The organism is Amycolatopsis sp. NPDC114504, from assembly GCF_055633595.1.
This window is the reverse complement of sequence record NZ_JBVKDU010000005.1, coordinates 64936-84897: the sequence shown is the minus strand read 5'-3', so window position 1 is coordinate 84897 and position 19962 is coordinate 64936. Positions and strand designations below refer to the sequence as shown.

Genomic DNA, 19962 nt, shown 5'->3' with positions numbered 1-19962 from the left:
GGACGAAGGCTCAGCCGACGGAGGGGCCCATCCCGAGGGACTGCGGGGTGCTCGCGTCGGGCGAGGGCTGGTGCAATCCCTCGTCCAAGGGGCCGAACTCGGTCATCAGGGCCGCGCTGCCGCCCCACGGGGTCTGCTCTTCGGCGATCAGGGAGTTCGTCGTCAGCAGGAGACCTGCCACCGACGCCCCGTTCTGGATCGCCGAGCGGCACACCCGCAGCGGGTCGACGACGCCCATCGCCACCATGTCGCCGTACCGGTCGTGCAGGGCGTCGAAGCCCTCGTCGTCGCCGAGCTCGCGGGTGCGCGCCACGATCTCGTGCGCCGGGTGGCCCGCGTTGTGCGCGATGAGGAACGCCGGTTCGGCCAGCGCCCGCCGGACGATCTCGACGCCGATCGCCTGGTCACCCGAAAGACCCAGGTTCTCCAAGGCCTTCTCGGCGTGCAGCAGCGCCGCTCCCCCGCCCGCCACGATGCCTTCCGCCATCGCCGCGCGGGTCGCCGACAGGGCGTCCTCGACCCGGTGCTGCAGCTCCTTCAGCTCGGCCGGGGTGGCCGCGCCGACCCGCACCACCGCGACCTTGCCGGTCAGGGCACCGATCCGCTCGGTCAGGACGTCCTCGTCGACGCCGAACTGCGCGCGCTCCAGCTCCGCCCGCAGCTGCCCGACCCGGAACTCGACGGCGTCGGACGTGCCGGCGCCGCCGACGATCGTGGTGCCGTTCTCGGTGACCCGGACCTGCTTGGCCCGGCCGAGGTGCTCCAGCGTCATCGTCTCCATGCTGAACCCGGACGTCTTCGACAGCACCGCGCCGCCGACGATCGCCGCCAGGTCCTCCAGCTTGTGCAGCCGCCGGTCGCCGAAGCCGGGCGCGCGGACAGCCACCGACTGGAACGTGCCGTTGACGTGGTTGTGCACCAGCATCGACAGCGCGGTGCCCTCGATCGACTCCGCGATCACGACCAGCGGCCGCGGCGCCCGCATCACCTTGTCCAGCAACGGCATCAGCTGCTGCACCTTGGTGATCTTCTCCGCGGACATCAGGATGTACGGGTCGTCGAGCACCGCCTCCAGCCGGCCCGGGTCGGTGACCAGGTACGGCGAGAGGTAGCCGTTGTCGAACTCGAAGCCCTCGACGAAGTCGACGCTCATCCCGATCGACGGCGACTCCTCGACCGTCACCACGCCGCCGTCGCCGACGGTGTGCAGGGCCTTCGCGATGACCGCGCCGACCGTGTCGTCGTCGTTGGCCGAGATCGCCGCGACCCGTGCGTAGTCCTGTTCGGACACCACCGGGTGCGCCTGCTTCTCCAGGTGCGCCACCAGCAGCCCGACGGCGTGGTCGATGCCGCGCTTGACGAGCACCGGGTTGCCGCCGCCCGCGATCGCCCGCATGCCTTCGTGGACGATGGCCTGAGCCAGGACGGTGGCCGTGGTGGTGCCGTCGCCGACGACGTCGTTGGTCTTGATCGCCGCTTCCTTGACCAGCTGCGCGCCCATGTTCTCGAACTGGTTCTTCAGGTGGATCTCGCGGGCGATGGTGACGCCGTCGTTGGTGACCACCGGCGAGCCGGTGATCTTCTCGATGATCACGTTGCGGCCCTTGGGGCCCAACGTGGACTTGACCGCTTCGGCCAGCTTGTCCACGCCCGCCAGCAGCAGGTCGCGGGCGTCCGAGCCGAACCGCAGTTCCTTCGCCATGTTTCCTGCTCCTAGGGTGTGAGGATGGCCCGACCGCGCACGCGTCCGGCATCGAGGTCGGCCAGTGCGTCGAGAGCCGCGTCCAGCGGGTACTTCTTCGTGTGGAGCGTGACCTTCCCGGCCTGCGCCAGCACCATCAGCTCGACCAGGTCGTTGTACGTCCCGACGAGGTTGCCGATGACGTTGCGCTCGGTGGAGATGATGTCGATGGTCGGGATGTCGATGTTGCTGCCGTAGCCGATCACGAAGTGCGACCCGGCGCGCCGGGTCATCGCGAACGCGTCCTGCTGGGCGCCCTGCTCGGCGACGAAGTCGAGCACGACCTCCGCGCCGTTGCCGCCGGTCAGGTCGAGCACGGCGTCGACCTGCTTGCCGTCGCCGAGCACCGTCTCGTCGGCGCCCAGTTCGGCCGCCAGCTTCAGCGCGTCGGCGTTGCGATCGACCACGATCACGCGAGCGGCGGTCAGCGCCTTCAGCGACTGGATGCCGATGTGCCCGAGGCCGCCGGCGCCGTTGACGACGCAGGTGGTGCCCGGGTACAGCTGCGGGACGGCCTTGCGCACCGCGTGGTAGGCGGTGATGCCGGCGTCGGCCAGCGCCGCGACGTCCTCCGGTTGCGTCGACGGGTCGAGCTTGATGCACGCCCGCGCCGACGTCAGCAGGTACTCGGCCATGCCGCCGTCACTGTCGATGCCCGGGAAGCTCCCGTTCGGGCAGTGCATGTCGTCACCCGCGCGGCAGGCGTGGCACAGCCCGCACGTCGGTGTCGGGTGCAGGATGACCGTGTCGCCGACCTCCACATTGGACACTGCGGGGCCGACCTCGTGCACCCAGCCGGCGTTCTCGTGCCCGATCGTGTAGGGCAGCGCGACGCCGGACTTCTCGGCCCACTGCTCCTCGATGATGTGCAGGTCGGTGCGGCACACGCCGGCGCCGCCGATCTTGACCACGACGTCGAAGGGCCCGGTGGTGCGCGGCTCCGGTACCTCTTCGATCACCGGTTGCTGGTGGTACTTCTGCAGCCGCACGGCCTTCATCCCGTGCCCTCCTCATCCGAAGTCAGCGAATACCGGGCGCGCAGCATGCCGCGGCAGACGCCCGAGTTGGCCTCCATGCTCGTGCGGGTCAACCGCGCGAAAGCGAGGTGGCGCTTCGCGTCGGCCGGGGCCACCGCCGCCCCGGTGGCCGGGTCCAGCAGCAGCGGGTCGCCGTCTTCGGCGGGCAGGCCCAGCTCACGGCGCCGGGCGCGCAGCCGTTCGACGTCCGGCCCGGGCGGGACCTCCCCGAGCGTCAGCGACGCCGGGTCGAGCCCGGTGCCGGCCAGCGTCCGGCAGACGCGGTCGGTGCCGGCGAGCACGGCCTTGCGCACGAAGTCGTAGCGCAGGCTGTCGAGCTCGTCGACGGCCTCGCCCTCGAACGACGCGACGAACCCTCGCCGCGCCGCCACCCCGCGGTTGATGACGTCGGAGGCGAAGTGGTCGTCGAGCCGGATGTCGAGCCCGGTGAGGCCCGACACCCCGGCGACGGCGTCGTAGGCGTCCGCCACCATCAGGAACGCGAAGTTGGGCGCGCAGAAGTAGGTCGGCAGCCGCAGCCGGATGAGGGCGTGGCCCGCCGCGCTCACCTCGCAGCGGGCCACGAAACCGAGGTCGGTCAGCGGCTCGTCCAGTTCGGGATCCCGGACGGTGCCCAGCGCCGACCACACGGCGGTGTGGTCGGCGCGGACGATCCGGTCGTCGAGTGCCGTCATGAGTTCGGCACGCCGACGGGTTCGACCGACTCCGGGTCCTTCAGGCGCAGCTCGGCCGGCACGTCGATGTCGTACAGGCGAGCGGCGTTCAGCCCGAGGATCTTCTTCTTCTGGTCGACCGTCAGCGGTGCGAAGTCCGACAGCTCGTCGTCACCCGGCATGTTCCAGTCGACGAAGCCCTCGACCTGCCACTTGGGCTCCCAGATGGCGTAGTCCGCGCCGAAGATCAGCTTGTCCTCGCCGATCCAGAACATCAGCTCGCCCATGACCTTGGCGAAGAACTTCGGCCGGGCGTGCATCAGGCCGCCGACGACCACGGCCAGCCCCGCGTAGACGTTGCGCTCCTGGGTGGCCATGAAGCAGAAGTCCTCGATGCGCGGCAGGCCGACGTGCTCGACGATGAAGTTGAGGCCCTGGAAGTTCGTCGCGACGTGGTCCACATCGGACACGTCGAAGGCGTCTTTGTCGAGCGGCCAGATGGTCGGGCCCTTGTGGATGTGGACGTTCTTGACGCCGAGTTCTTCGCACTTTTCGAGGTACTTCGCCGCTTCCGGGTCCTTCAGGCTCCAGCCGCGGGAGTCGCCGCGCCACTCGGCGGTGTAGAGCTTGACGCCCTTGCAGCCGTACTTCTTGACCCGTTCCTCGAACGCCTTCATTCCTTCGTCGCCTTCACGCGGGTCGAAGGTGGTGTTGACGAGGAACTTGCCGGGGTGCTTCTCGGCCAGCGCCGCGTCGGCCTCGGTGGTGTTGAAGCCGTTCTTGAACCACTGCCGCAGGTTCGTCGGCTGGAAGATCGCCGTGTCGACGTGCCCGACCTCGAACAGGTCGTGCATCATCAGCTCTTCCGAGTACTTCTGGAAGCGGTCGATCGGCCAGTGCGTTTCCTTCGGGCCGAGGCCCTGGTAGGCGTGGAAGCACTCGATCCAGCCCTTGGCGTATTCCTCCTGCCCCTTCACCCAGTTGTCCGGGCTCGCGTCCCAGAAGTGGGTGTGGGCGTCCACCACGAAATACTTTTCGCCGTCTTTTTCGTACATCGGTGATCCTTCCTGAGCGGATCGAGTGCTTCCAGCTGAACTACTTGATGGGCTTCAGATCGAAGTCGAGGTATTCCGCCGCGTCTTCGGGGTTGGCGAACATGATCGTCCGGTCGTCCTCGTGGATCATCCGCCCGTAGTGGGTGGACATGCTCTCCTCGAACTCGGCCGCGTTGAACCAGCCCTCTTCCTCGCCGGCGGCCTCGTCGACCTCGGCGTAGACCAGGTCCGTCCGGCCCCGCGCGTCCACCCGGATCATCGACGGCAACGGCGTCACGGTCACGTTGTCCTTCGTGGACATGACCTCCGCGATGATCGCGCCGACCTGGTTGTTCATCAGGGTGAAGCCGCACATGTTGGACGCGGTGTTGTTCGTCTTGTACGGGCTTTCCGCGGTCTTGAAGACAGTCACTGGCCCAGCTCCTCGGGTGCCTTGAGGCCCAATTCGGACAGGATTCCGGCGAACCGGCTCTTCGCCCGGTCGAGACCGTCCTCGAACCGGATCGGCTTGGCGTCGGGCTGCGACCACAGCGGCTGCAGGGCGCGGGCGGCGGCGATGCTCTTCGGCACCCAGTCCTCGAGCCACTTCTGCAGCAGCGCCTGGTTGTGCCCGGCGAACTCCTTGTCGTTGATCAGCAGGTGGAACATCGCCTTCGTGTAGCGGAGGTCCCGCTCGGAGAAGTCGAACTCCTCGGCACCGATCAGCGTCGGGGTGACGAAGTCGCCGTTCGCCGGCGCGGCCTGCTGCACCAGGTTGCTGCGGAACAGCTCGCCGACGAGGGGTTCGAAGACGATGTTCGCGGCGAAGATCGCCTCGCACCAGTCCCAGATCCCGGTCAGCTGCTCGGCGGTCTCCCGCACGCCCTGCCACGCCGGGTCCTCGGCCCAGGTCGTCAGGTGGGCGCTGCCGTCGAAGCCGTCGATCTCCTCGGTGAGCGTCAGGTTGTACAGCGCCAGGTCCTGCGCCGCGCGGATCCGGTGCATGCTGTTCACCGAGATCGCGTTGTTGTGCATGTTCGTCGGCGCGCGCCGGTTGGCGTTGGCGAACAGGTACAGGCCGAGGCCGTGGTCGACGTGCATCCAGGCGCCGATGTGCTTGGCGACGAAGTCGACCCAGTTCGGGTTCCACTGCTCGAACGCCTTGGCCTGGCGGGCCGCGTCGATGTTCTGGTTGAGCTGGCGCACGACGTTCGCGTTGTAGCGGTAGAGCGTGAGCTCCCACTCCTCGTTGGGGTCGCGGAACTCGTGCCAGCCGTGTGCGGGCCAGTCGTAGCCCTTGCCGCCGGAGCCGGGGCTGCGTTCGGGCACCGGCCGGTCGGAGCCCCACGCCTTCAGCGCGGTCCACTCGAGCGGGTAGCCGGCCTTGCCGTCGGCGAAGGCGTAGAGCCAGCCCTGCGACAGGTAGTGGCGCGGGTCGGGCTGGACCTCGACGGTGACGTCTTCGTAGTGGCTCTGCTTGCGTTTGGCCGGGGTGAAGTAGTTGTACCGGCGGGCGTCGGAGTCCGGGAAGACCTTGGCACCCGCTTCGGCGTCGGTGAACGTCGGCTTCGGCACACTGCGTTCGGAGGTGGCTGTCATGGGTTTTTACCCTTCGCCCGTGGTGGTGAACTTGTCGTAGAAGACGCGCTTGTCGGCGACGCCGAGCGCGGGCAGCAGTTCCAGCGCGGCCTCCACCATCGGCGGCGGACCGCAGACGTAGGCGTCGGCCCCGGTCAGGTCGAGGCCGGCCCGGCGCAGGACGTCGGTGATCAGGCCGGTCTCGCCGTCCCAGGTGTCGTCACCCGGTTCGGAAAGCGCTGGGACGTAACGGAAGTTCGGCAGTTTCGCCTCGAGCTCCCGCAGTTCGGCGTGGAAGCAGAGGTCCGCCTCGCGGCGGGCGCCGTAGTAGTAGGTCGCCTTCCGGTCGATGCCGCGCTCGGCCATGGACCGCAGCAGCGACAGGATCGGCGCCATCCCGGCCCCGCCGCCGACGAAGACCAGGTCCTTGCCCGGGTTGTCCCGGAGGGTGAACACCCCGAACGGGCCGGTCACCCGGAGCCGGTCGCCGACCGCGACATCGGCGTCGAGGAACCGGGAGAACAGCCCGTCGGGGTAGATCTTGATGACGAACTCCAGCTGCCCGTCGCGCGCCGAGGTGTTGGCCATGGAGAACGACCGGGACTCCTCGGTGTCCGGGATCGCGAAGTCCAGGTACTGCCCGGGAAAGAACTTCAGCGCCTGGTCCGGATCGGTCAGCTTGACGACGAGGTGGCGCAGGTCGTGGGTGACGTTGTCGTTGGCCACGACCTCGACCTCGGCCTCCTGGATCGGCAGGCCGGACTGGATCATCTCCTCGTCGTAGTTGAGCAGCTCGATCGTGAGGTCTTCGTAGGCGTGGGCCCGGCACAGCAGCGTGAAACCCTCCTCCTTTTCGTAGTCGGGGAGCGCGAAGGTCGAATAGCGGTCGTGTTCGACGTCTTCGCCGTCGAGGATGAACGACTTGCAGGCCGCGCACTGCCCTTCCTTGCAGCCGTGCATGAGCATGACGCCCTGCTCGGCGGCGGCGCGCAGGATCGTGGTGTCCTCGGCGACGTCGATCTCGATCCCGACCGGTTCGAACCGGACGCGGTGCTTCTCTGCCATGCCAGGCCCTTCCTACGCCGTCAGGCCGTCTGCGGTGCCGGGCGCCCGGCCGGGCCCTGGCGGTTGTAGTCGGCCACGAACGCGGCGCGCTCGGCGTCGGACATCTGGTTCAAGAGCACGTTCGGCGACTGCACCTCGGGCATCCGGCGCAGGTGGTCGAGCGTCCACATCTTCTTGGGGTCGAGGTTCAGGTGCGGCTGCGCGACCATGGTCTTGCCGTCGTCGCGCACGAAGCCCATGTCGGAGACGACGTCGGCCCAGTTCCAGCCGTGGTAGAGCGTCTCCCACTCGCGGGCGCCGACCAGCTGGCCCATGTTCGGGGTGTTGCGGCCCTGGTAGGTGGGCCGGAACGCCTCGGCGTCGGTCCAGCGGCACGTCTCCGAGCAGTACGTGCGGTGCTGGCCGTCGACCTCGTCGACGACCATGTCCTCACGGATGAGGCACGGCACCATGCACGTCCAGCACCGGTGCGGGTACACGTAGTTCACGTCTTCGGCGACGATCGGGTGGTGCCCGTTCGGCGTCGCGAGGCGGCTGTAGTTCTCCCACCAGGCGCCGTACTTGTCGTACCAGCCCGGGTACTTGTACTCGAACCACTCGAAGTCTTCGTCCGTCATCGGGTCGATGCGCCAGTAGTTGGCGAGCCACCCGGTGGCGAAGAACTGCGCGACCTCGTGGACGTAGCCCTTGTTCCAGATCCGGTTCCACGCCTCCTCGATGAGGTCGTGCGGGATCACCAGCCCGTACTTCTCGAGCGGGACGAGGTAGGAGCGGTAGTAGTCGTCGTAGATCCAGCGGCGCCACATCTCTGCGTAGCTCTCGCGGTCCTTGCGGCGGTCCTTGGTGCCGTACTCGATGAACGTGCCGATCGCGGCGTCGACGACGGCGTGGTTGTTCCACCACGCGTACCGCAGGTCGCGTTCGAGCAGCTGGTGGTTGCTCTCGTCCGACAACGCCATCAGCAGGGTCGCGTAGCCGTTGCTGATGTGGCGGGACTCGTCGGACTGCACCGAGTGGAACACCGTGGGCAGCAGGTAGTCGCCGTTGGCGGCGGCTTCCGCGGGCATGGCGACGAAGAGGGTGTTCGTGAACGCCGTCTCCGCCACGATGGTGAGGTAGATGCTCGCCGCGGTGATGGCGTCACCGGTGATGAAGCCTTCGGCGAACTGGCGGCCGATGGTGCCGCAGTAGTCGTTCTGGAAGTTGCGCAGGCTCGAGTTGAAGCCCGCCGGGTCGATGTAGTTCTGCATGTACAGGCGCTTGAGGTTCTGCTGGATCGTCGAGTGCCGGACCTCGTCGATCATCTGGATCGCCTGGCCGTTGTGCAGCTCCGGGTTGGGCACCGTGCGGAACAGCAGCGGCATCGCCCGCGCGGCCGAGATCTCCGGCAGCGGGATGATCGACAGGAACAGCTTCTGCCACTCCAGCCAGCGTTCCTGCACCTGGCGGAACATGTTGCCGCGGATCGCGCCGTCTTCGGCGCCGTAGACCCGGTGGTCCTTTTCCTCCTGCATCGGGAAGTACGAGCGGAGGACCTGCTTCAACGGGTCCTTCTTCTTGGCCTTCTGGAACGTGTAGTCGGTCCCGTAGTGCGAAACCGGGGTGTGGTACGCCGGCTCCCACGACAGTTCCTGGATCTTCTGGTGGGCTTTCGCCACACTCTGGCGACTCATGGAGGCTCCTTGTCCGTCGCTCGCCGTCGGGGCGGACGTCCTGCGTTCACCATTCAAGGGGCGGCCACGAGTGACGCGGGTCTCAATCTGAGACAGAACCGCTGCTCAGGGCGTTTCGTCCGAGCCGAGCATCCGGGCGCGCAGTTCGGCGAGCTCGCTGTGGACGCTCGTGCGCACCCGCGCGTCCCCTTCGACGGTCGGCGCGATCCCGAGCGCGCGCAGCAGCGCCGCGGCCGGTTCACCCGGGTGGCCGTCCCCGCCGAACGTCGGGTGCAGCCCCTGTTCGGCCAGATGCGTGAAAACCAGGTTGACGATCGTCCACGGGTTGTACGTCTCCGCGTGCTCGGCGGCCATGGGCACTCCTCCTGGTCAGCGGTGGGTCGCGCCTCCATCGGACCGCCGCCCGCGCCGCCCGGGCGTCTCAATTTGAGACACCACTCGGCGCGCGCCGGATCTAGGCTGAACGGGCGGCACAACGGGTGTGCCCGCACCCACGTGGGCCGCGGGGAAAGTGTGGAGGTCACGTGGACGAGATGGTGCCCGGAACGCTGCTCGCGGACGACGAGCTGGCCCGTACCCGGGTCCGTTTCCTCACAGCCGAACCGGTGCCGCCCGGCACGGTCCGGCAGACGATCCTGGCCTCCTGGCGGCGGTCGCAGGAGTTCCGCGTCGACGCCGACCGGATCGACCCCCTCTTCCAGGGCGACCAGAACCTCGACATCCCGCTGATGCGCGGCGCGGAACCGGTGCTGCACAAGCTGAGCGAGCAGTTCGACGGCCAGCCGATCAGCCTGATCCTCACCGACGCCAGCGGCGTCGTGCTCACCCAGCGGACCGGCGACGCCGACCTGAAGCGGCACCTCGAACGCGTCGAGCTGGTACCCGGGTTCAGCTACGGCGAGCAGTCCGTCGGGACCAACGGCATCGGCACCGCGCTCGAGGACGGCCGCGCGACCACGGTGTTCGGCCACGAGCACTACGCCGAGCACCTGGAGAACCTGGCGTGCGCGGGGGTGCCGATCCACCACCCGATCTCCGGCAAGAAGATCGGCGCGGTCGACCTCACCTGCTGGTACAAGGACGCGGGCGGCCTGCTCATCGCGCTGGCCCGCTCGACGGCCGAGCAGATCCGCCAGGCGCTGCTGCGGCACAGCGACCTGCGGGAGATGATCCTCTTCCAGGCGTACCTGCAGACCTGCCGCCGGTGGACCGGCATCGTGCTGGCGTTCAACGAGGACATCGTGATGATGAACGACCGGGCGCGGCAGCTGCTCGACCCGGTCGACCAGTCGGTCCTGCTGAGCCACGCCACCGAGGCGCTGGCCGACGGGCGCCGGACGTCGGCGACGCTCGCGCTGTCCAGCGGCCTGCGCGTGCGCGTGTTCTGCCGCCGCGTCCCGGGCCAGCGGGAGACCGACACCGCGGGCGGCGTCCTGTCGGTGAAGCTGATCGAGGCGGAGGAAGCCCTCTCGGTGCCGTCGACGCCGATGCTGCCGATGTACCTGCCGGGCGTGGTCGGCTCGGCGCCGCTGTGGCTGCGCTGCGGGCACGAGCTCGACACCGGCCACGAGCGCGGCGAGTGGGTCGCGCTGGAAGGCGAGGCGGGAACCGGCAAGCTGACCCTGGCCAAGGGACTGCACCAGCGTCACCACCCGGCGGCGCGGCTGCTGACCGTCGACGCGGCGGTGACCACCGGCACCGACTGGGCGGCCGAGCTGCTGCGCGAGCACGCCGACGCCCCGATCCGCACCCTGGTGATCCGCCACGCCGACGCGCTGACGGCACCGGCGGCGAACGCGCTGGCGACGACGTTGCGGGAGCTGCGCGAGCGGGCCGACGCGCCGTGGGTGGTCGTCACGCTCGTGCCCGAGGCCGAAACGAAGCCGGCGATGGCCGAGCTGCTGAAGTCGTTCCCCCGGACGGTGCGGGTACCGCCGCTGCGCCACCACGTCGAGGACCTGGCGGAGCTGGTCCCGCTGGCGCTGAGCAAGCTCGGCTACGGCGGCAGGCTCACCTGCTCGGCGGCGGCGCTGCACCTGCTGATGCGGGCGGAGTGGCCGGGCAACACCGGCCAGCTCTACCAGGTGCTGCGGAAGGTGGCCCAGCGCCGCCGGGCCGGGACCATCCGCCCGGGCGACCTCCCGGCGGAGTTCCACACGGTCGCGCGGCGGCCGCTGAACCGGTTCGAGTCGATCGAGCGGGACGCCATCGTCCGCTGCCTCGAAGACGCGGACGGCAACAAGGTCCGGGCGGCGAAGCTGCTCGGCATCTCCCGGGCGACGATCTACCGCAAGATCCACGAGTACGGCATCGTCCCCCCGACCCGCTAGGTTGGCGGGCGTGCCCTGGCCCCCTCCCCCGCTCGAGACCGAACGGCTCGTGCTCCGCGAGTCCGAAGCCCGCGACCGGCCCGCGTACGTCGAGCTGTTCGCCTCGCCGGAGGTCGGCACCTACATCGGTGGTTCGCGGCCGCGCGCCGAGGTCGAGACCACGGTGCCCGCGGTGCCGGGACGGCGGTTCGGCTCGTTCGCGGTGGAGCGCGACGGCGCGATGATCGGCATGGTCACGCTCGACCGGGACGACACCGGCCGGGCCGAGATCGGCTACCTGTTCTTGCCGGCCGTGTGGGGCCGCGGGTACGCCGCCGAGGCGTGCGCGGCGGCGCTCGGCTGGTTCGCCGCGGAGTGTCCTGGTGAGCCGGTGCTCCTGCGGACGCAGACCGCGAACGCGGCTTCGCTGCGGGTCGCGGCGAAACTCGGGTTCGCCGAGGTCGAGCGGTACCAGGACTACGGCGCCGAGCAGTGGCTCGGCACGTGGTCCCCCGGTCAGCGCGCCGCGAGCTCGGACAGCTGGTAAGCCAGCTTCTCCCGCATCGGCGGCAGCGAGAACACCGTCTTGAGCACGGTGTTGCGCAGCAGCCGCGCCGGGCGGGGGCGCAGCGTCGCCATCCGCGTCATCCGGTCGGTGAACGCCACCACGCCGGTCGCCACCGGGCGGCGGGTCGTCTCGTACGTGTCCAGCAGCGCGTCCGGTTCGCCGGCGGCCACCCGGGCCAGCAGGCGGCCGAGCGCGACCGCGTCCTGGATGCCGGTGTTCATGCCCTGGCCGCCGGCCGGGCTGTGCACGTGGGCCGCGTCGCCGGCCACGAAGATCCGGCCCGCGCGGTAGTGGTCGGCCACCCGGTGGTGCACGCGGAACCGCGAGCTCCACACGACCTCGGTGACCCGCGACCGCGCGCCCTCCGGGCCGCGTGCGTCCACAATGGACTGGATGTCGGCGATCCCGGGGTGCTCGGGCGCCTCGGCGACCGTCGCGACCACCCGGTAGTGGTCGTCGCTGCCGGGCAGCGGCGCCACCACCGTCACGCCCTCCGGCGACAGGTGGAGGCTGACCTCCGCGCGGTCCAGCGGCCAGCTCATCCGGACGTCGGCCAGCACGAACGACTCGGCGTAGCTGGCGCCGGTGAACCCGATGCCGGCCTGTTCGCGCACGGTGCTGTGCATGCCGTCGGCGCCGACCACGTACTTCGCGCGCACGGTGCCGCCGGTCGTCGTGACCGTGACGCCCGTGTCGTCGCCGGCGACGGCGGTGACCTCGTACGGGCGGTGCACGTCGCCGCCCAGCTCGCGCAGCCGCGCCAGCAGCACGGCTTCGGTCCGGTCCTGCGGCACCATCAGCGTGTACGGGTAGGCGGTGGGCAGCCCGCCGAAGGGCACCTTGGCGAGCACCGTGGCGCCGTCGCGGACGGTGAACGTCGGGACGACGACACCCAGCTCCTTCAGCCGCTCGGTGACGCCGAGCTCGGCCAGCACCTCCAGCGTCCGGGCGTGCACCACGCAGGCCCGGGAGGTGTTCGCGCCTTCGGCCTGGCGGTCGAGCAGCACGAAGTCGACGCCGGCCTCGGCGAGGACGATCGCGGTGGCCAGGCCGGCGGGGCCGGCGCCGGCGACCAGGACGTCGGTACGGGTGGTCATGACGGCTCCTCCGAGTTTTGCCAACAACTGTTGGCATCCACGTTAGGCACGCCCCCGCTGGCTTGTCAACAAGTGTTGGCCTACACTTGTTGGCATGACCGAGTCACCCCGCCGATCCGACGCCACCCGGGCGACCATCCTGGAGGCGGCACGCCGCCGGTTCGCCGCCGACGGCTTCCGCCGCGCGACGATCCGCTCGATCGCCGCGGACGCGGACATCGACCCGTCGATGGTGATGCGCTACTACGGCAGCAAGGACGGCCTGTTCGCGGCGGCCGTGGACGTCGAGCTGGACCTGCCGGACCTGGCCACGGCCGACCCCGGCACCGTCGGCGAGCTGCTGACCCGCCAGTTCCTGGTGCTGTGGGAGCAGCCGCCGACGGACGAGATCCTGCTGACGCTGCTGCGTTCGGCGGTCGCGGACGACGCGGTGGTCGAGAAGATGCGGCAGGTGTTCGCCGGCCAGGTCACCCCCGCGGTCCTGCGGTTCGGTGACCCGGCCGACGCCCCGCGCCGCGCGGGGCTGGTGGTGAGCCAGCTGCTCGGGCTGGCGCTGACGCGCTACGTCCTGCGCCTGCCCCCGGTGGTGGCGCTGACATCGGCGGAGGTGGTCGCCGAAGTCGGTCCGACAGTGCAGCGTTACCTGGCGGGGGTCACTTTGGCGGGTTGACCGCCTTCGCGACGTCGGCGATCGTCTGCGGGTCGACCAGACCGGTGTCCTCCAGGACGTTCATGTGGTCGAGGACCGTCTGGTTCGCCTGCGTCGCGTGCCGACGGATCACGTCGTTCTGCGTGCCCGCGCGGACCTCCGCGATCGTCGCGAAGATCTTGCCGTGCGAGGCTCGCAGCAGGTTCACGAACAGCTTGTCGAACTCGAGCCCCTGCGCGGCCGTCAGCTGGCGGACCCAACCCTGCTGCTCCGCGCTGGCCTGGTCGGGCAACGTCACGCCGAGCATCTTCGCGTCCTCGCGGACGAGCTGGTCCAGGTGCGAATGCCCGTCCAGCAGGTGCAGCCCGGCGCGCTTCACGGCGTCGCTGCTCGCGTGGCTCTGCGCGAGGTCGCCCGCCGGCATCTCCCACAGCCCGGCCTGACGCACCTTGACCAGGAACGTCTTGTCGAGCTCGGTGACCGGCCCGGCCCCGACCGGGTTTTCCCCGAGACCGGCCTGGGCGGCCGAGCCCATCTGCATGCCCACCATGCCCTGCCCGTACGCCGGGACCTGCGCCTGCGTCGACCCGGGAGCGGTCTGGGCGCTGGCTTTCAGCACCATGACCGAACCCACGGCGACCACGGCGAGAGTGGCTACGACGACCAGCACGGTCCGAGCCCTGGCCTTGGCCGTCATGCCACGGTGATCCGGCATCGTTCCTCCTTTGGCGACAAGTGCCTGTACGGGGTACTACGGCTCCCGTCACGGAGGGGTTCAAGCCAATCCGGATGATTTTTCTTGCGCACCAACGGTTTTCGAAAGTCCACAGTGGAGGCATGAGAAAGGCGGCCGAGCCGGCCGGACGTCCCGGGCGAGTGCCGGGGTCACCCATCTTGACCGATGCTCTTGCCGTTGGCAAGTATTGCTTCATGCAAACCCTCGAAGACGCGGCTCCGGGCGCCGACCCGGACGTGGTCGCCCTGGACGGCCTCACCCTGGTCCTGGTCGGGATCGCGTGGGAGTGCGCGCACGCGGCGCCACCGGAGGTCACGTTCCCCCAGACGCGCCTGCTGCTCATCCTCGACCGCCTCGGCCGGGTACCGAGCTCGCGCCTGGCCGCGGCGATGGACGTCAACGCGTCGTCGGTGACGCGGCTGGCCGACCGGCTGGAGGCCCTCGGCTACGTGGCCCGCGGCCGCGACCCGCGCAACCGGAGCGTGGTGACCCTGGAGGTGACCGAGACCGGCCACGACCTGGTGGCGCGGATCCTCGACCGGCGGCACGCGGCGCTGGGCGCGCTGCTGGACCGGCTGCCGGCGGGGCAGCGCAAGGCCGCGGCCACCGCCGCCCGGCGGCTGGTGACCGCGGCCGCGACCGTCCCGTCGCTCGGCCCGGCCCCGCTGTGAGTGCCATCCTGGACGGCATGCCGACCCGCTGGACGTGCCCGCGCTGCGACCGCGAGTTCGCGCGCGCCGGCCAGGGCCACACGTGCGTCCCGGGCTGCACGGTCGACGAGACGTTCGCCGGCCGCGACCCGAAGTTCCGCGCGATCTACGACGCGGTCATCGAGCACCTCCGGACCCTCGGCGACGTCCACGAGGACGCCGTCAAGGTCGGGGTGTTCCTCAAGCGGGACCGGAAGCTGGGCGAGCTGCGGCCGCGGTCGAAGGACGTCCTGGTCTACCTGTTCCTGCCTCGCCCGATCGAGACGGCCCGGATCGCCCCGGCGCGCTGGGCGTCGGGGCCCCGGGTGGGACACCAGCTGAAGCTGCGCGAAGTGTCCGATGTGGACGACGAGGTCCGCGAATGGTTCACGATCGCCTACGACTTCGCCTGAGGGTTCAGGCGGCCGGGCCGGTCCAGCCCTCGGGGACGTGGCCGATGCGGACCCGCTGCGGGTGGTCGCCCACCGCCACCGAGACCAGCTTCTGCCCGGTCGCGAAGTCGATCGCCGTGACCCGGTCCGCGCCGGCTTCGGAGATGACGCACGCGCTGCCGTCGCCGCTCACCGTGGCCCAGTACGGCTTCACCGCCGGCACCAGCGTGCCCTGCTGCAGGGTGGCGCGGTCGACGACCGTGGCGTAGTCGTCCATCGTCCCGGCGACGCAGAGCTTGGTGCCCGCCGGGTTCATCGACATCCCGTGGTGCCGGGAGTCGTTGACGAACGTGGTGCGGTCGTCGCTCGTGGCCGGGTTCTTCGGCAGCTCCTTGAGCCGGGTGATCTTGTCGGTCGCGACGTCGTACTCCAGGAAGCCGTTGAAGAACGACACCTGGAAGTACAGTTTGGACTCGTCGGGGGTGAACGCGACCGGCCGCACGGCGTCCGAGAGGTCCCGGCGCCCGAAGGCGTCGAGCCGGTCGCGCATGTCGATCACCTTGACCTGCTGGAAGGTCGTGGCGTCGACGACAGTGATGCGCCGGTCCCCCTTGGTGAAGTCCCAGCCGGGGTCGTCGAGGTTCGTGTCGACGTTGCCGATCGACATGTTCCACAGGTACCGGCCGCCGCCGGTGAAGACGTTCTCGTGCGGCTTGTCGCCGGTGGCGAACGAGCCGGCCTGCTGCCCGGTCACGATGTCCAGCACGTGCACGGTGTTCGACGTCGAGGCCGAGACGGCGACGCGACGGCCGTCCGGCGAGACCGCCATGTGGTCGGCGCGGAAGCCGGAAACCGGGAAGCGCCAGTTGATCCGGCCGGTGGCGAGGCTGATCGAGACGACGTCGGCGAAGCTGGGCCGCGACGCCACCACCGATGCCCCGTCCGGGGTCGTGTACATGTCGTCGACGAACTGGTCGTGCCCCTCCCCCGGCCCGTTGCGGATGCCGAGGAAGAACGCCAGCTTGATCGGGTTCAGGTAGATCTCCCGCAGCCGGTCGTCCTTGTCGGGGATGATGTTGATCCGCCCGATCTTCGCGAACGAGCCGCGGGACTGGATGACGTCGGCCGTCCCCTCCCAGTTGTTGCCGACGAACATCACCTCCCGCAGCGCCGCGGGGGCGCCGGTCGCGGGCACCGCCGCGCCGGTCGCCAGCAGGGCGACGGCGGAGGTCAGGTACGCCAGGCGCGAGAGGTAGGACCGCCGTCGGCGGGTTCCCGGGGAAGTGCGCACGACAAGACACCTTTCGACGCTGAAGAGGTGCGGCGGTGGTTTTTGCCCCGGGCAGGGGTTACTGTCCGGTATTGCCACGATAACCGGGCACCGGAGCCCGTCCGGTAGGGTCGGCCGCCCAACGTCGCCGGTGCCGGTTGTGGCGGTGCCACAACGGTTTCGGGAGGTGCCCGGTGACGCCGCTGCTCCGCCGGATCCTCGACGACCTGGCCGCGGACGAGGCCGTGCTCGACGAGCTGGTCAAAGCGGCGCGCAGCGAGTCGCCCGAGGTAGCGCGGCTGCCGGAGGCCGAAAACCGGCGGCACATCCAGGTCCTGCTCTCGGCCGCGCTGCGGGCGACGGCGAGTCCCGACGGCCCCGCGCGAGAGGACTACACCACCGCCGAGGCGCTCGGCGCGGACCGCGCGGCGCAGGGTGTCCCGCTCACCGAGCTGCTGCGCGGGGTCCAGGCCGGCCGCACGCACGCGGCCCGCGTCGCCGTCGAACGCGCCCGGGCGGCGGGCGTGCCGGACGACCTCATCCTCGAAACCGTCCTCGACGCCGACCGCTACACCGGGGCGCTGGAGCACCACATCGTCAAGGGCTACCACGCGGCCGAGCTCCAGCTGTCCCGCACGGTGCGCGACGCGCGGACCCAGCTGCTGCGGACCGTGCTGCTCTCGGGGCACCCACCGGCACCCGACGAGCTGCGACGGGCGGGGCTGCACCCGGACGTCCGGTACTTCTGCGTGGTATCGGACGTCAGCGACCCGGCCCAGGCGCGGACTCTGGAGCAGGCACTGCTGGAGTTCGGCGGGGTGTACGGCCTGGTCGAGGGCAGGCTGACCGGCCTGGCCGTGCGGTCGCCGTCCGGGGTCGCGCTGGCCGACGACGTCCTGCTGGTCGTGGCGCCGCCGGCGGCGTTGCCGACGTTGCCGGAGGTGCACCGGCTGTGCACGGCGGCGGCGCGCCTCGCCGGCCCCGGCTACCACGACTTGACGGCACTGGCGGGCGAAATCGCCTTGACGGCTCAGCCGCTGCTGGCGGGTCTGCTGACGACTGGTCTGCTCGGCTCGCTGGACCCGGCGAACCCGTTCCACCGCGAGCTGGCGGCGACGGCGCTGGCGTACCTGGACCACGGCCAGCGCCTCCGCCCGACGGCGGAGGCGCTGCACCTGCACCCGAACACGGTCCGGTACCGGCTGGACCGGCTGGCGGAGCTGACGCCGTTGCCGCTGGCGGAGAACGCGGGCGGCCGGGTGCTCGACGCGGTGCGGTCGTGGTGGGCACTGCACCACTGGCTGACGGCCTCGAGCTGACTCGCGAGGGCGGCCCGGCCCGCACGCCCGCGATCGGCTACCACTCGTCCTGCCGGAAAGCCGGCCGCGAGTGGGCCGATTTCCGTTGCCCTCGGCGGAAACCGGCCGCGGCCCCGACGGCGACCAGGGCCGGGGCCGGCTCAGCGGGCCGGGCTGATCCCCCGCACCGCCAGCTCCAGCAGCCGCCGCGCCTCGCCCGCCGGGTCGCGGTGGTGCTCGGTCGCCAGCACGATCCCCGTCACCACCGCGATGAGGTCCGCCGCCGTGACGTCCGCACCGACCGCGCCCGCCTCGATCGCCCGGCGCACCAACGGCTCGCCCGCTTCGGTCATCGTCGTCGAGCACGCGTGGGCCATCGACTCCTCGTCGCGGACCAAGGCCGTCGCCAGGCCGCGGGCCGTCGCCGCGTAGGTCGTCAAGGCACTCAGCCAGTCGAGCAGTGCCGCGCGTGGGTCCGGGGCTTCCGCCAGCGCGTGGGCCCGCTCGGCCAGCGCGTCGACCTGCTGCCGGAACACCGCTTCCAGGAGCGCCGGCCGGCTCGGGAAGTGACGGCGCACGGTCGCCGAGCCGACGCCTGCGGTGCGGGCGATCTGCTCCAGGGACGCGTCGGCGCCGTGCGCGGCGACCTCCTCCTCGGCGACGGCGAGGATGCGCGCGTAGTTGCGACGGGCGTCGGACCGCGGCACGGACCACCTCCGGAACAGGAAGTGGCGGGGGCCGCCACTTAGTCGCTAGTGTAGCGACCACGAAGTGGCGGGCCCCGCCATTTACCGGCCCCGAGGAGTCCCCATGTCCCCCGTCCTGGTCACCGGCGCCACCGGCAAGCAAGGCGGCGCCACCGCCCGCGCCCTCCTGAAGGCCGGCGTCCCCGTCCGCGCGCTGGTTCGGAATCCCGCGAAGGCGCAGGCCCTCCGCACGTCAGGTGCCGAAGTCGTGCAAGGCGACCTCTACGACCCCGACTCGCTCGCCCCCGCCCTGAAGGGGGTGCGAGGCGTGTTTTCCGTCCAGATGCCCGACATGACGAACCTCGACGGCGACTCCGAGTGGGTCCAGGGCCGCAACCTCATCGATGCCGCTCGCGAAGCCGGCGTGCCGCAGTTCGTGCACACGTCGGTCTCCGGCGCCGGGCAGCACCGGTCCGCGCCCGGCTGGGCGGACGGCCGCTGGGCGTCGATGGAGCACTACCTGGAGACGAAGACGGCGATCCAGGAACGCGTGCGCGACGCCGGGTTCGCGCACTGGACGCTGCTCAAGCCGGGGTTCTTCATGGAGAACTTCCTGCCGCCGTCGTTCCTGCTCCCCCACGGCCGGCTGGTGACGACCATCAAGCCCGGCACGGAACTGGCCCTGGTCGCGGTGGACGACATCGGCGCGGCGGCCGCGGCGGCGTTCGCGGACCCGGCCCGCTTCGACGGCGTCGAACTAGAGCTGGCGAGCGAGCGGATGACCATGACGCGGGTCGCCGAAGTCCTGTCCCGCGCGCTCGGCACCGAGCTGACGGCACCGGACCTGACGGCCGAGGAAGCGCTGGCCGCCGGAGCACCGGCGTTCGCCGTCCGGCACGAGTGGCATAACGAGATCGGCCACCCCGCGCAGCCCGAGTTCGCCCGGGCGCTGGGTATTCCGCTGACGTCGTTCGCGGAGTGGGCGGGAAAGCACCTGACACCGGCGTGACCATCCGGCTACGGTCGGCGCATGCCACCGCACCTGCCCGCGACCACACCCGACGGCGAGTGCGTCTTCTGCGCCCTCGCCGCCGGCCGCGCCCCGGCGGCGTTCGTCCACGAGGACGCGGACTTCGTCGGCATCGTCGACCTGCGCCCGGTAACGACCGGCCACCTGCTGGTGCTCCCCCGCGCGCACCACGAGGACCTGGCCGCGCTGCCGGCCGAGGCGGGCGCCCGGATGTTCGGGATCGCGCACGAACTCGCCGCGGCGCTGCGGCGCACGGACCTGCGCTGCGAGGGGATCACCCTGTTCCTGGCCGACGGCACGGCGGCGGGCCAGGAGATCCCCCACGTCCACCTGCACGTGATCCCCCGCCACGCCGGCGACGGCTTCGTCCTGGCCGCGGACTGGCGGATCCGCGACCGCGAAGAGCTGGCCGAGGTGGCGGCCAAGGTCCGCGCGGCGAGCTTGGCCTGACGCAGCT

21 protein-coding genes are annotated in these 19962 nt (G+C 70.6%); 8 read left to right on the top strand and 13 right to left on the bottom strand.

Features of this window, described 5'->3' with window-relative positions; all coding sequences use genetic code 11:
* Positions 1-10: 10 nt before the first annotated feature.
* The 9 genes from groL to ACZ7PG_RS36515 form a co-directional block, all read right to left on the bottom strand.
* The gene (gene groL / locus ACZ7PG_RS36555; RefSeq protein ID WP_470243749.1) at positions 11-1702 is read right to left on the bottom strand and encodes a chaperonin GroEL; all 1692 of its coding nucleotides are present in this window, start codon (positions 1700-1702) and stop codon (positions 11-13) included.
* An 11-nt stretch (positions 1703-1713) separates the two neighbouring features.
* On the bottom strand, positions 1714-2739 hold the full coding sequence (locus tag ACZ7PG_RS36550; RefSeq protein WP_470243748.1) for an NAD(P)-dependent alcohol dehydrogenase: 1026 nt from the start codon (positions 2737-2739) through the stop codon (positions 1714-1716).
* A complete protein-coding gene (locus ACZ7PG_RS36545) occupies positions 2736-3452 on the bottom strand; it encodes an iron-sulfur cluster assembly protein (protein ID WP_470243747.1) in 717 nt (238 codons plus the stop codon). The genes ACZ7PG_RS36550 and ACZ7PG_RS36545 overlap by 4 nt, the downstream gene beginning before the upstream one ends.
* Positions 3449-4486 carry an amidohydrolase family protein gene (locus ACZ7PG_RS36540; RefSeq protein ID WP_470243746.1) on the bottom strand — a complete coding sequence of 346 codons (1038 nt, stop codon included), beginning with the start codon at positions 4484-4486 and terminating at the stop codon, positions 3449-3451. Before ACZ7PG_RS36540 ends, ACZ7PG_RS36545 begins: the two co-directional genes overlap by 4 nt.
* A gap of 40 nt (positions 4487-4526) precedes the next feature.
* Positions 4527-4898, bottom strand: a complete 372-nt coding sequence (mimD, locus tag ACZ7PG_RS36535; protein WP_470243745.1) for a propane 2-monooxygenase effector subunit MimD — start codon at positions 4896-4898, stop codon at positions 4527-4529.
* Complete coding sequence (locus tag ACZ7PG_RS36530) at positions 4895-6064, bottom strand: ferritin family protein (RefSeq protein ID WP_470243744.1); 1170 nt, start codon at positions 6062-6064, stop codon at positions 4895-4897. Before ACZ7PG_RS36530 ends, mimD begins: the two co-directional genes overlap by 4 nt.
* Positions 6065-6070: 6 nt before the next feature.
* Complete coding sequence (locus ACZ7PG_RS36525) at positions 6071-7108, bottom strand: NADH:ubiquinone reductase (Na(+)-transporting) subunit F (protein WP_470243743.1); 1038 nt, start codon at positions 7106-7108, stop codon at positions 6071-6073.
* A gap of 20 nt (positions 7109-7128) precedes the next feature.
* A complete protein-coding gene (locus tag ACZ7PG_RS36520) occupies positions 7129-8781 on the bottom strand; it encodes a ferritin family protein (protein ID WP_470243742.1) in 1653 nt (550 codons plus the stop codon).
* Between the two features lie 105 nt (positions 8782-8886).
* On the bottom strand, positions 8887-9135 hold the full coding sequence (locus ACZ7PG_RS36515) for a hypothetical protein (RefSeq protein ID WP_470243741.1): 249 nt from the start codon (positions 9133-9135) through the stop codon (positions 8887-8889).
* A 179-nt stretch (positions 9136-9314) separates the two neighbouring features.
* Here ACZ7PG_RS36515 and ACZ7PG_RS36510 point away from each other — a divergent pair, with 179 nt between their 5' ends.
* Together ACZ7PG_RS36510 and ACZ7PG_RS36505 are read left to right on the top strand one after the other, a co-directional pair.
* Positions 9315-11111, top strand: coding sequence for a sigma-54-dependent Fis family transcriptional regulator (locus ACZ7PG_RS36510; RefSeq protein WP_470244708.1), 1797 nt, complete (start codon positions 9315-9317; stop codon positions 11109-11111).
* Between the two features lie 10 nt (positions 11112-11121).
* Positions 11122-11637 carry a GNAT family N-acetyltransferase gene (locus ACZ7PG_RS36505; protein ID WP_470243740.1) on the top strand — a complete coding sequence of 172 codons (516 nt, stop codon included), beginning with the start codon at positions 11122-11124 and terminating at the stop codon, positions 11635-11637.
* Here the strand turns inward: ACZ7PG_RS36505 and ACZ7PG_RS36500 are convergent.
* Positions 11607-12755 (bottom strand): FAD-dependent monooxygenase, encoded by a 1149-nt coding sequence (locus ACZ7PG_RS36500; RefSeq protein ID WP_470243739.1) that lies wholly within the window; start codon positions 12753-12755, stop codon positions 11607-11609. The two genes, ACZ7PG_RS36505 and ACZ7PG_RS36500, sit on opposite strands and share 31 nt — an antisense overlap.
* 94 nt (positions 12756-12849) lie before the next feature.
* On the opposite strand from ACZ7PG_RS36500, the gene ACZ7PG_RS36495 reads away from it, so the two are divergent.
* Positions 12850-13425: a TetR/AcrR family transcriptional regulator gene (locus ACZ7PG_RS36495; protein ID WP_470243738.1), complete on the top strand. Its 576-nt coding sequence runs from the start codon at positions 12850-12852 to the stop codon at positions 13423-13425.
* Here the strand turns inward: ACZ7PG_RS36495 and ACZ7PG_RS36490 are convergent.
* A complete protein-coding gene (locus tag ACZ7PG_RS36490) occupies positions 13409-14119 on the bottom strand; it encodes a DUF4142 domain-containing protein (RefSeq protein WP_470243737.1) in 711 nt (236 codons plus the stop codon). The two genes, ACZ7PG_RS36495 and ACZ7PG_RS36490, sit on opposite strands and share 17 nt — an antisense overlap.
* A 215-nt stretch (positions 14120-14334) precedes the next feature.
* Here ACZ7PG_RS36490 and ACZ7PG_RS36485 point away from each other — a divergent pair, with 215 nt between their 5' ends.
* Both ACZ7PG_RS36485 and ACZ7PG_RS36480 read left to right on the top strand, forming a co-directional pair.
* On the top strand, positions 14335-14811 hold the full coding sequence (locus tag ACZ7PG_RS36485) for a MarR family transcriptional regulator (protein WP_470243736.1): 477 nt from the start codon (positions 14335-14337) through the stop codon (positions 14809-14811).
* A 17-nt stretch (positions 14812-14828) separates the two neighbouring features.
* On the top strand, positions 14829-15242 hold the full coding sequence (locus ACZ7PG_RS36480; protein WP_470243735.1) for a DUF5655 domain-containing protein: 414 nt from the start codon (positions 14829-14831) through the stop codon (positions 15240-15242).
* A 4-nt stretch (positions 15243-15246) separates the two neighbouring features.
* On the opposite strand, the gene ACZ7PG_RS36475 is transcribed toward ACZ7PG_RS36480, so the two are convergent.
* Positions 15247-16512 (bottom strand): YncE family protein, encoded by a 1266-nt coding sequence (locus ACZ7PG_RS36475; protein ID WP_470243734.1) that lies wholly within the window; start codon positions 16510-16512, stop codon positions 15247-15249.
* A 173-nt stretch (positions 16513-16685) separates the two neighbouring features.
* Between ACZ7PG_RS36475 and ACZ7PG_RS36470 the strand changes: the two genes are divergently transcribed.
* Entirely contained in the window at positions 16686-17810 is a 1125-nt protein-coding gene (locus tag ACZ7PG_RS36470) for a helix-turn-helix domain-containing protein (protein ID WP_470243733.1), read from the top strand.
* A gap of 140 nt (positions 17811-17950) precedes the next feature.
* On the opposite strand, the gene ACZ7PG_RS36465 is transcribed toward ACZ7PG_RS36470, so the two are convergent.
* Entirely contained in the window at positions 17951-18496 is a 546-nt protein-coding gene (locus ACZ7PG_RS36465) for a TetR/AcrR family transcriptional regulator (protein WP_470243732.1), read from the bottom strand.
* Positions 18497-18599: 103 nt separating this feature from the next.
* Here ACZ7PG_RS36465 and ACZ7PG_RS36460 point away from each other — a divergent pair, with 103 nt between their 5' ends.
* Together ACZ7PG_RS36460 and ACZ7PG_RS36455 are read left to right on the top strand one after the other, a co-directional pair.
* Positions 18600-19484 carry an NmrA family NAD(P)-binding protein gene (locus tag ACZ7PG_RS36460; protein ID WP_470243731.1) on the top strand — a complete coding sequence of 295 codons (885 nt, stop codon included), beginning with the start codon at positions 18600-18602 and terminating at the stop codon, positions 19482-19484.
* A gap of 21 nt (positions 19485-19505) precedes the next feature.
* Positions 19506-19955 (top strand): HIT family protein, encoded by a 450-nt coding sequence (locus ACZ7PG_RS36455; RefSeq protein WP_470243730.1) that lies wholly within the window; start codon positions 19506-19508, stop codon positions 19953-19955.
* Positions 19956-19962 lie beyond the last annotated feature (7 nt).

Bases quoted from the DNA above. Each gene is read 5' to 3' on its own strand.
- ACZ7PG_RS36525 (WP_470243743.1), bottom strand. From the start codon at position 7,108: ATGGCAGAGAAGCACCGCGTCCGGTTCGAACCGGTCGGGATCGAGATC.
- ACZ7PG_RS36510 (WP_470244708.1), top strand. From the start codon at position 9,315: ATGGTGCCCGGAACGCTGCTCGCGGACGACGAGCTGGCCCGTACCCGG.
- ACZ7PG_RS36500 (WP_470243739.1), bottom strand. From the start codon at position 12,755: ATGACCACCCGTACCGACGTCCTGGTCGCCGGCGCCGGCCCCGCCGGC.
- ACZ7PG_RS36530 (WP_470243744.1), bottom strand. From the start codon at position 6,064: ATGACAGCCACCTCCGAACGCAGTGTGCCGAAGCCGACGTTCACCGAC.
- ACZ7PG_RS36485 (WP_470243736.1), top strand. From the start codon at position 14,335: ATGCAAACCCTCGAAGACGCGGCTCCGGGCGCCGACCCGGACGTGGTC.
- groL (WP_470243749.1), bottom strand. From the start codon at position 1,702: ATGGCGAAGGAACTGCGGTTCGGCTCGGACGCCCGCGACCTGCTGCTG.
- ACZ7PG_RS36455 (WP_470243730.1), top strand. From the start codon at position 19,506: ATGCCACCGCACCTGCCCGCGACCACACCCGACGGCGAGTGCGTCTTC.
- ACZ7PG_RS36520 (WP_470243742.1), bottom strand. From the start codon at position 8,781: ATGAGTCGCCAGAGTGTGGCGAAAGCCCACCAGAAGATCCAGGAACTG.
- ACZ7PG_RS36480 (WP_470243735.1), top strand. From the start codon at position 14,829: ATGCCGACCCGCTGGACGTGCCCGCGCTGCGACCGCGAGTTCGCGCGC.
- ACZ7PG_RS36550 (WP_470243748.1), bottom strand. From the start codon at position 2,739: ATGAAGGCCGTGCGGCTGCAGAAGTACCACCAGCAACCGGTGATCGAA.
- ACZ7PG_RS36460 (WP_470243731.1), top strand. From the start codon at position 18,600: ATGTCCCCCGTCCTGGTCACCGGCGCCACCGGCAAGCAAGGCGGCGCC.
- ACZ7PG_RS36545 (WP_470243747.1), bottom strand. From the start codon at position 3,452: ATGACGGCACTCGACGACCGGATCGTCCGCGCCGACCACACCGCCGTG.
- ACZ7PG_RS36495 (WP_470243738.1), top strand. From the start codon at position 12,850: ATGACCGAGTCACCCCGCCGATCCGACGCCACCCGGGCGACCATCCTG.
- ACZ7PG_RS36515 (WP_470243741.1), bottom strand. From the start codon at position 9,135: ATGGCCGCCGAGCACGCGGAGACGTACAACCCGTGGACGATCGTCAAC.
- ACZ7PG_RS36540 (WP_470243746.1), bottom strand. From the start codon at position 4,486: ATGTACGAAAAAGACGGCGAAAAGTATTTCGTGGTGGACGCCCACACC.
- ACZ7PG_RS36490 (WP_470243737.1), bottom strand. From the start codon at position 14,119: ATGCCGGATCACCGTGGCATGACGGCCAAGGCCAGGGCTCGGACCGTG.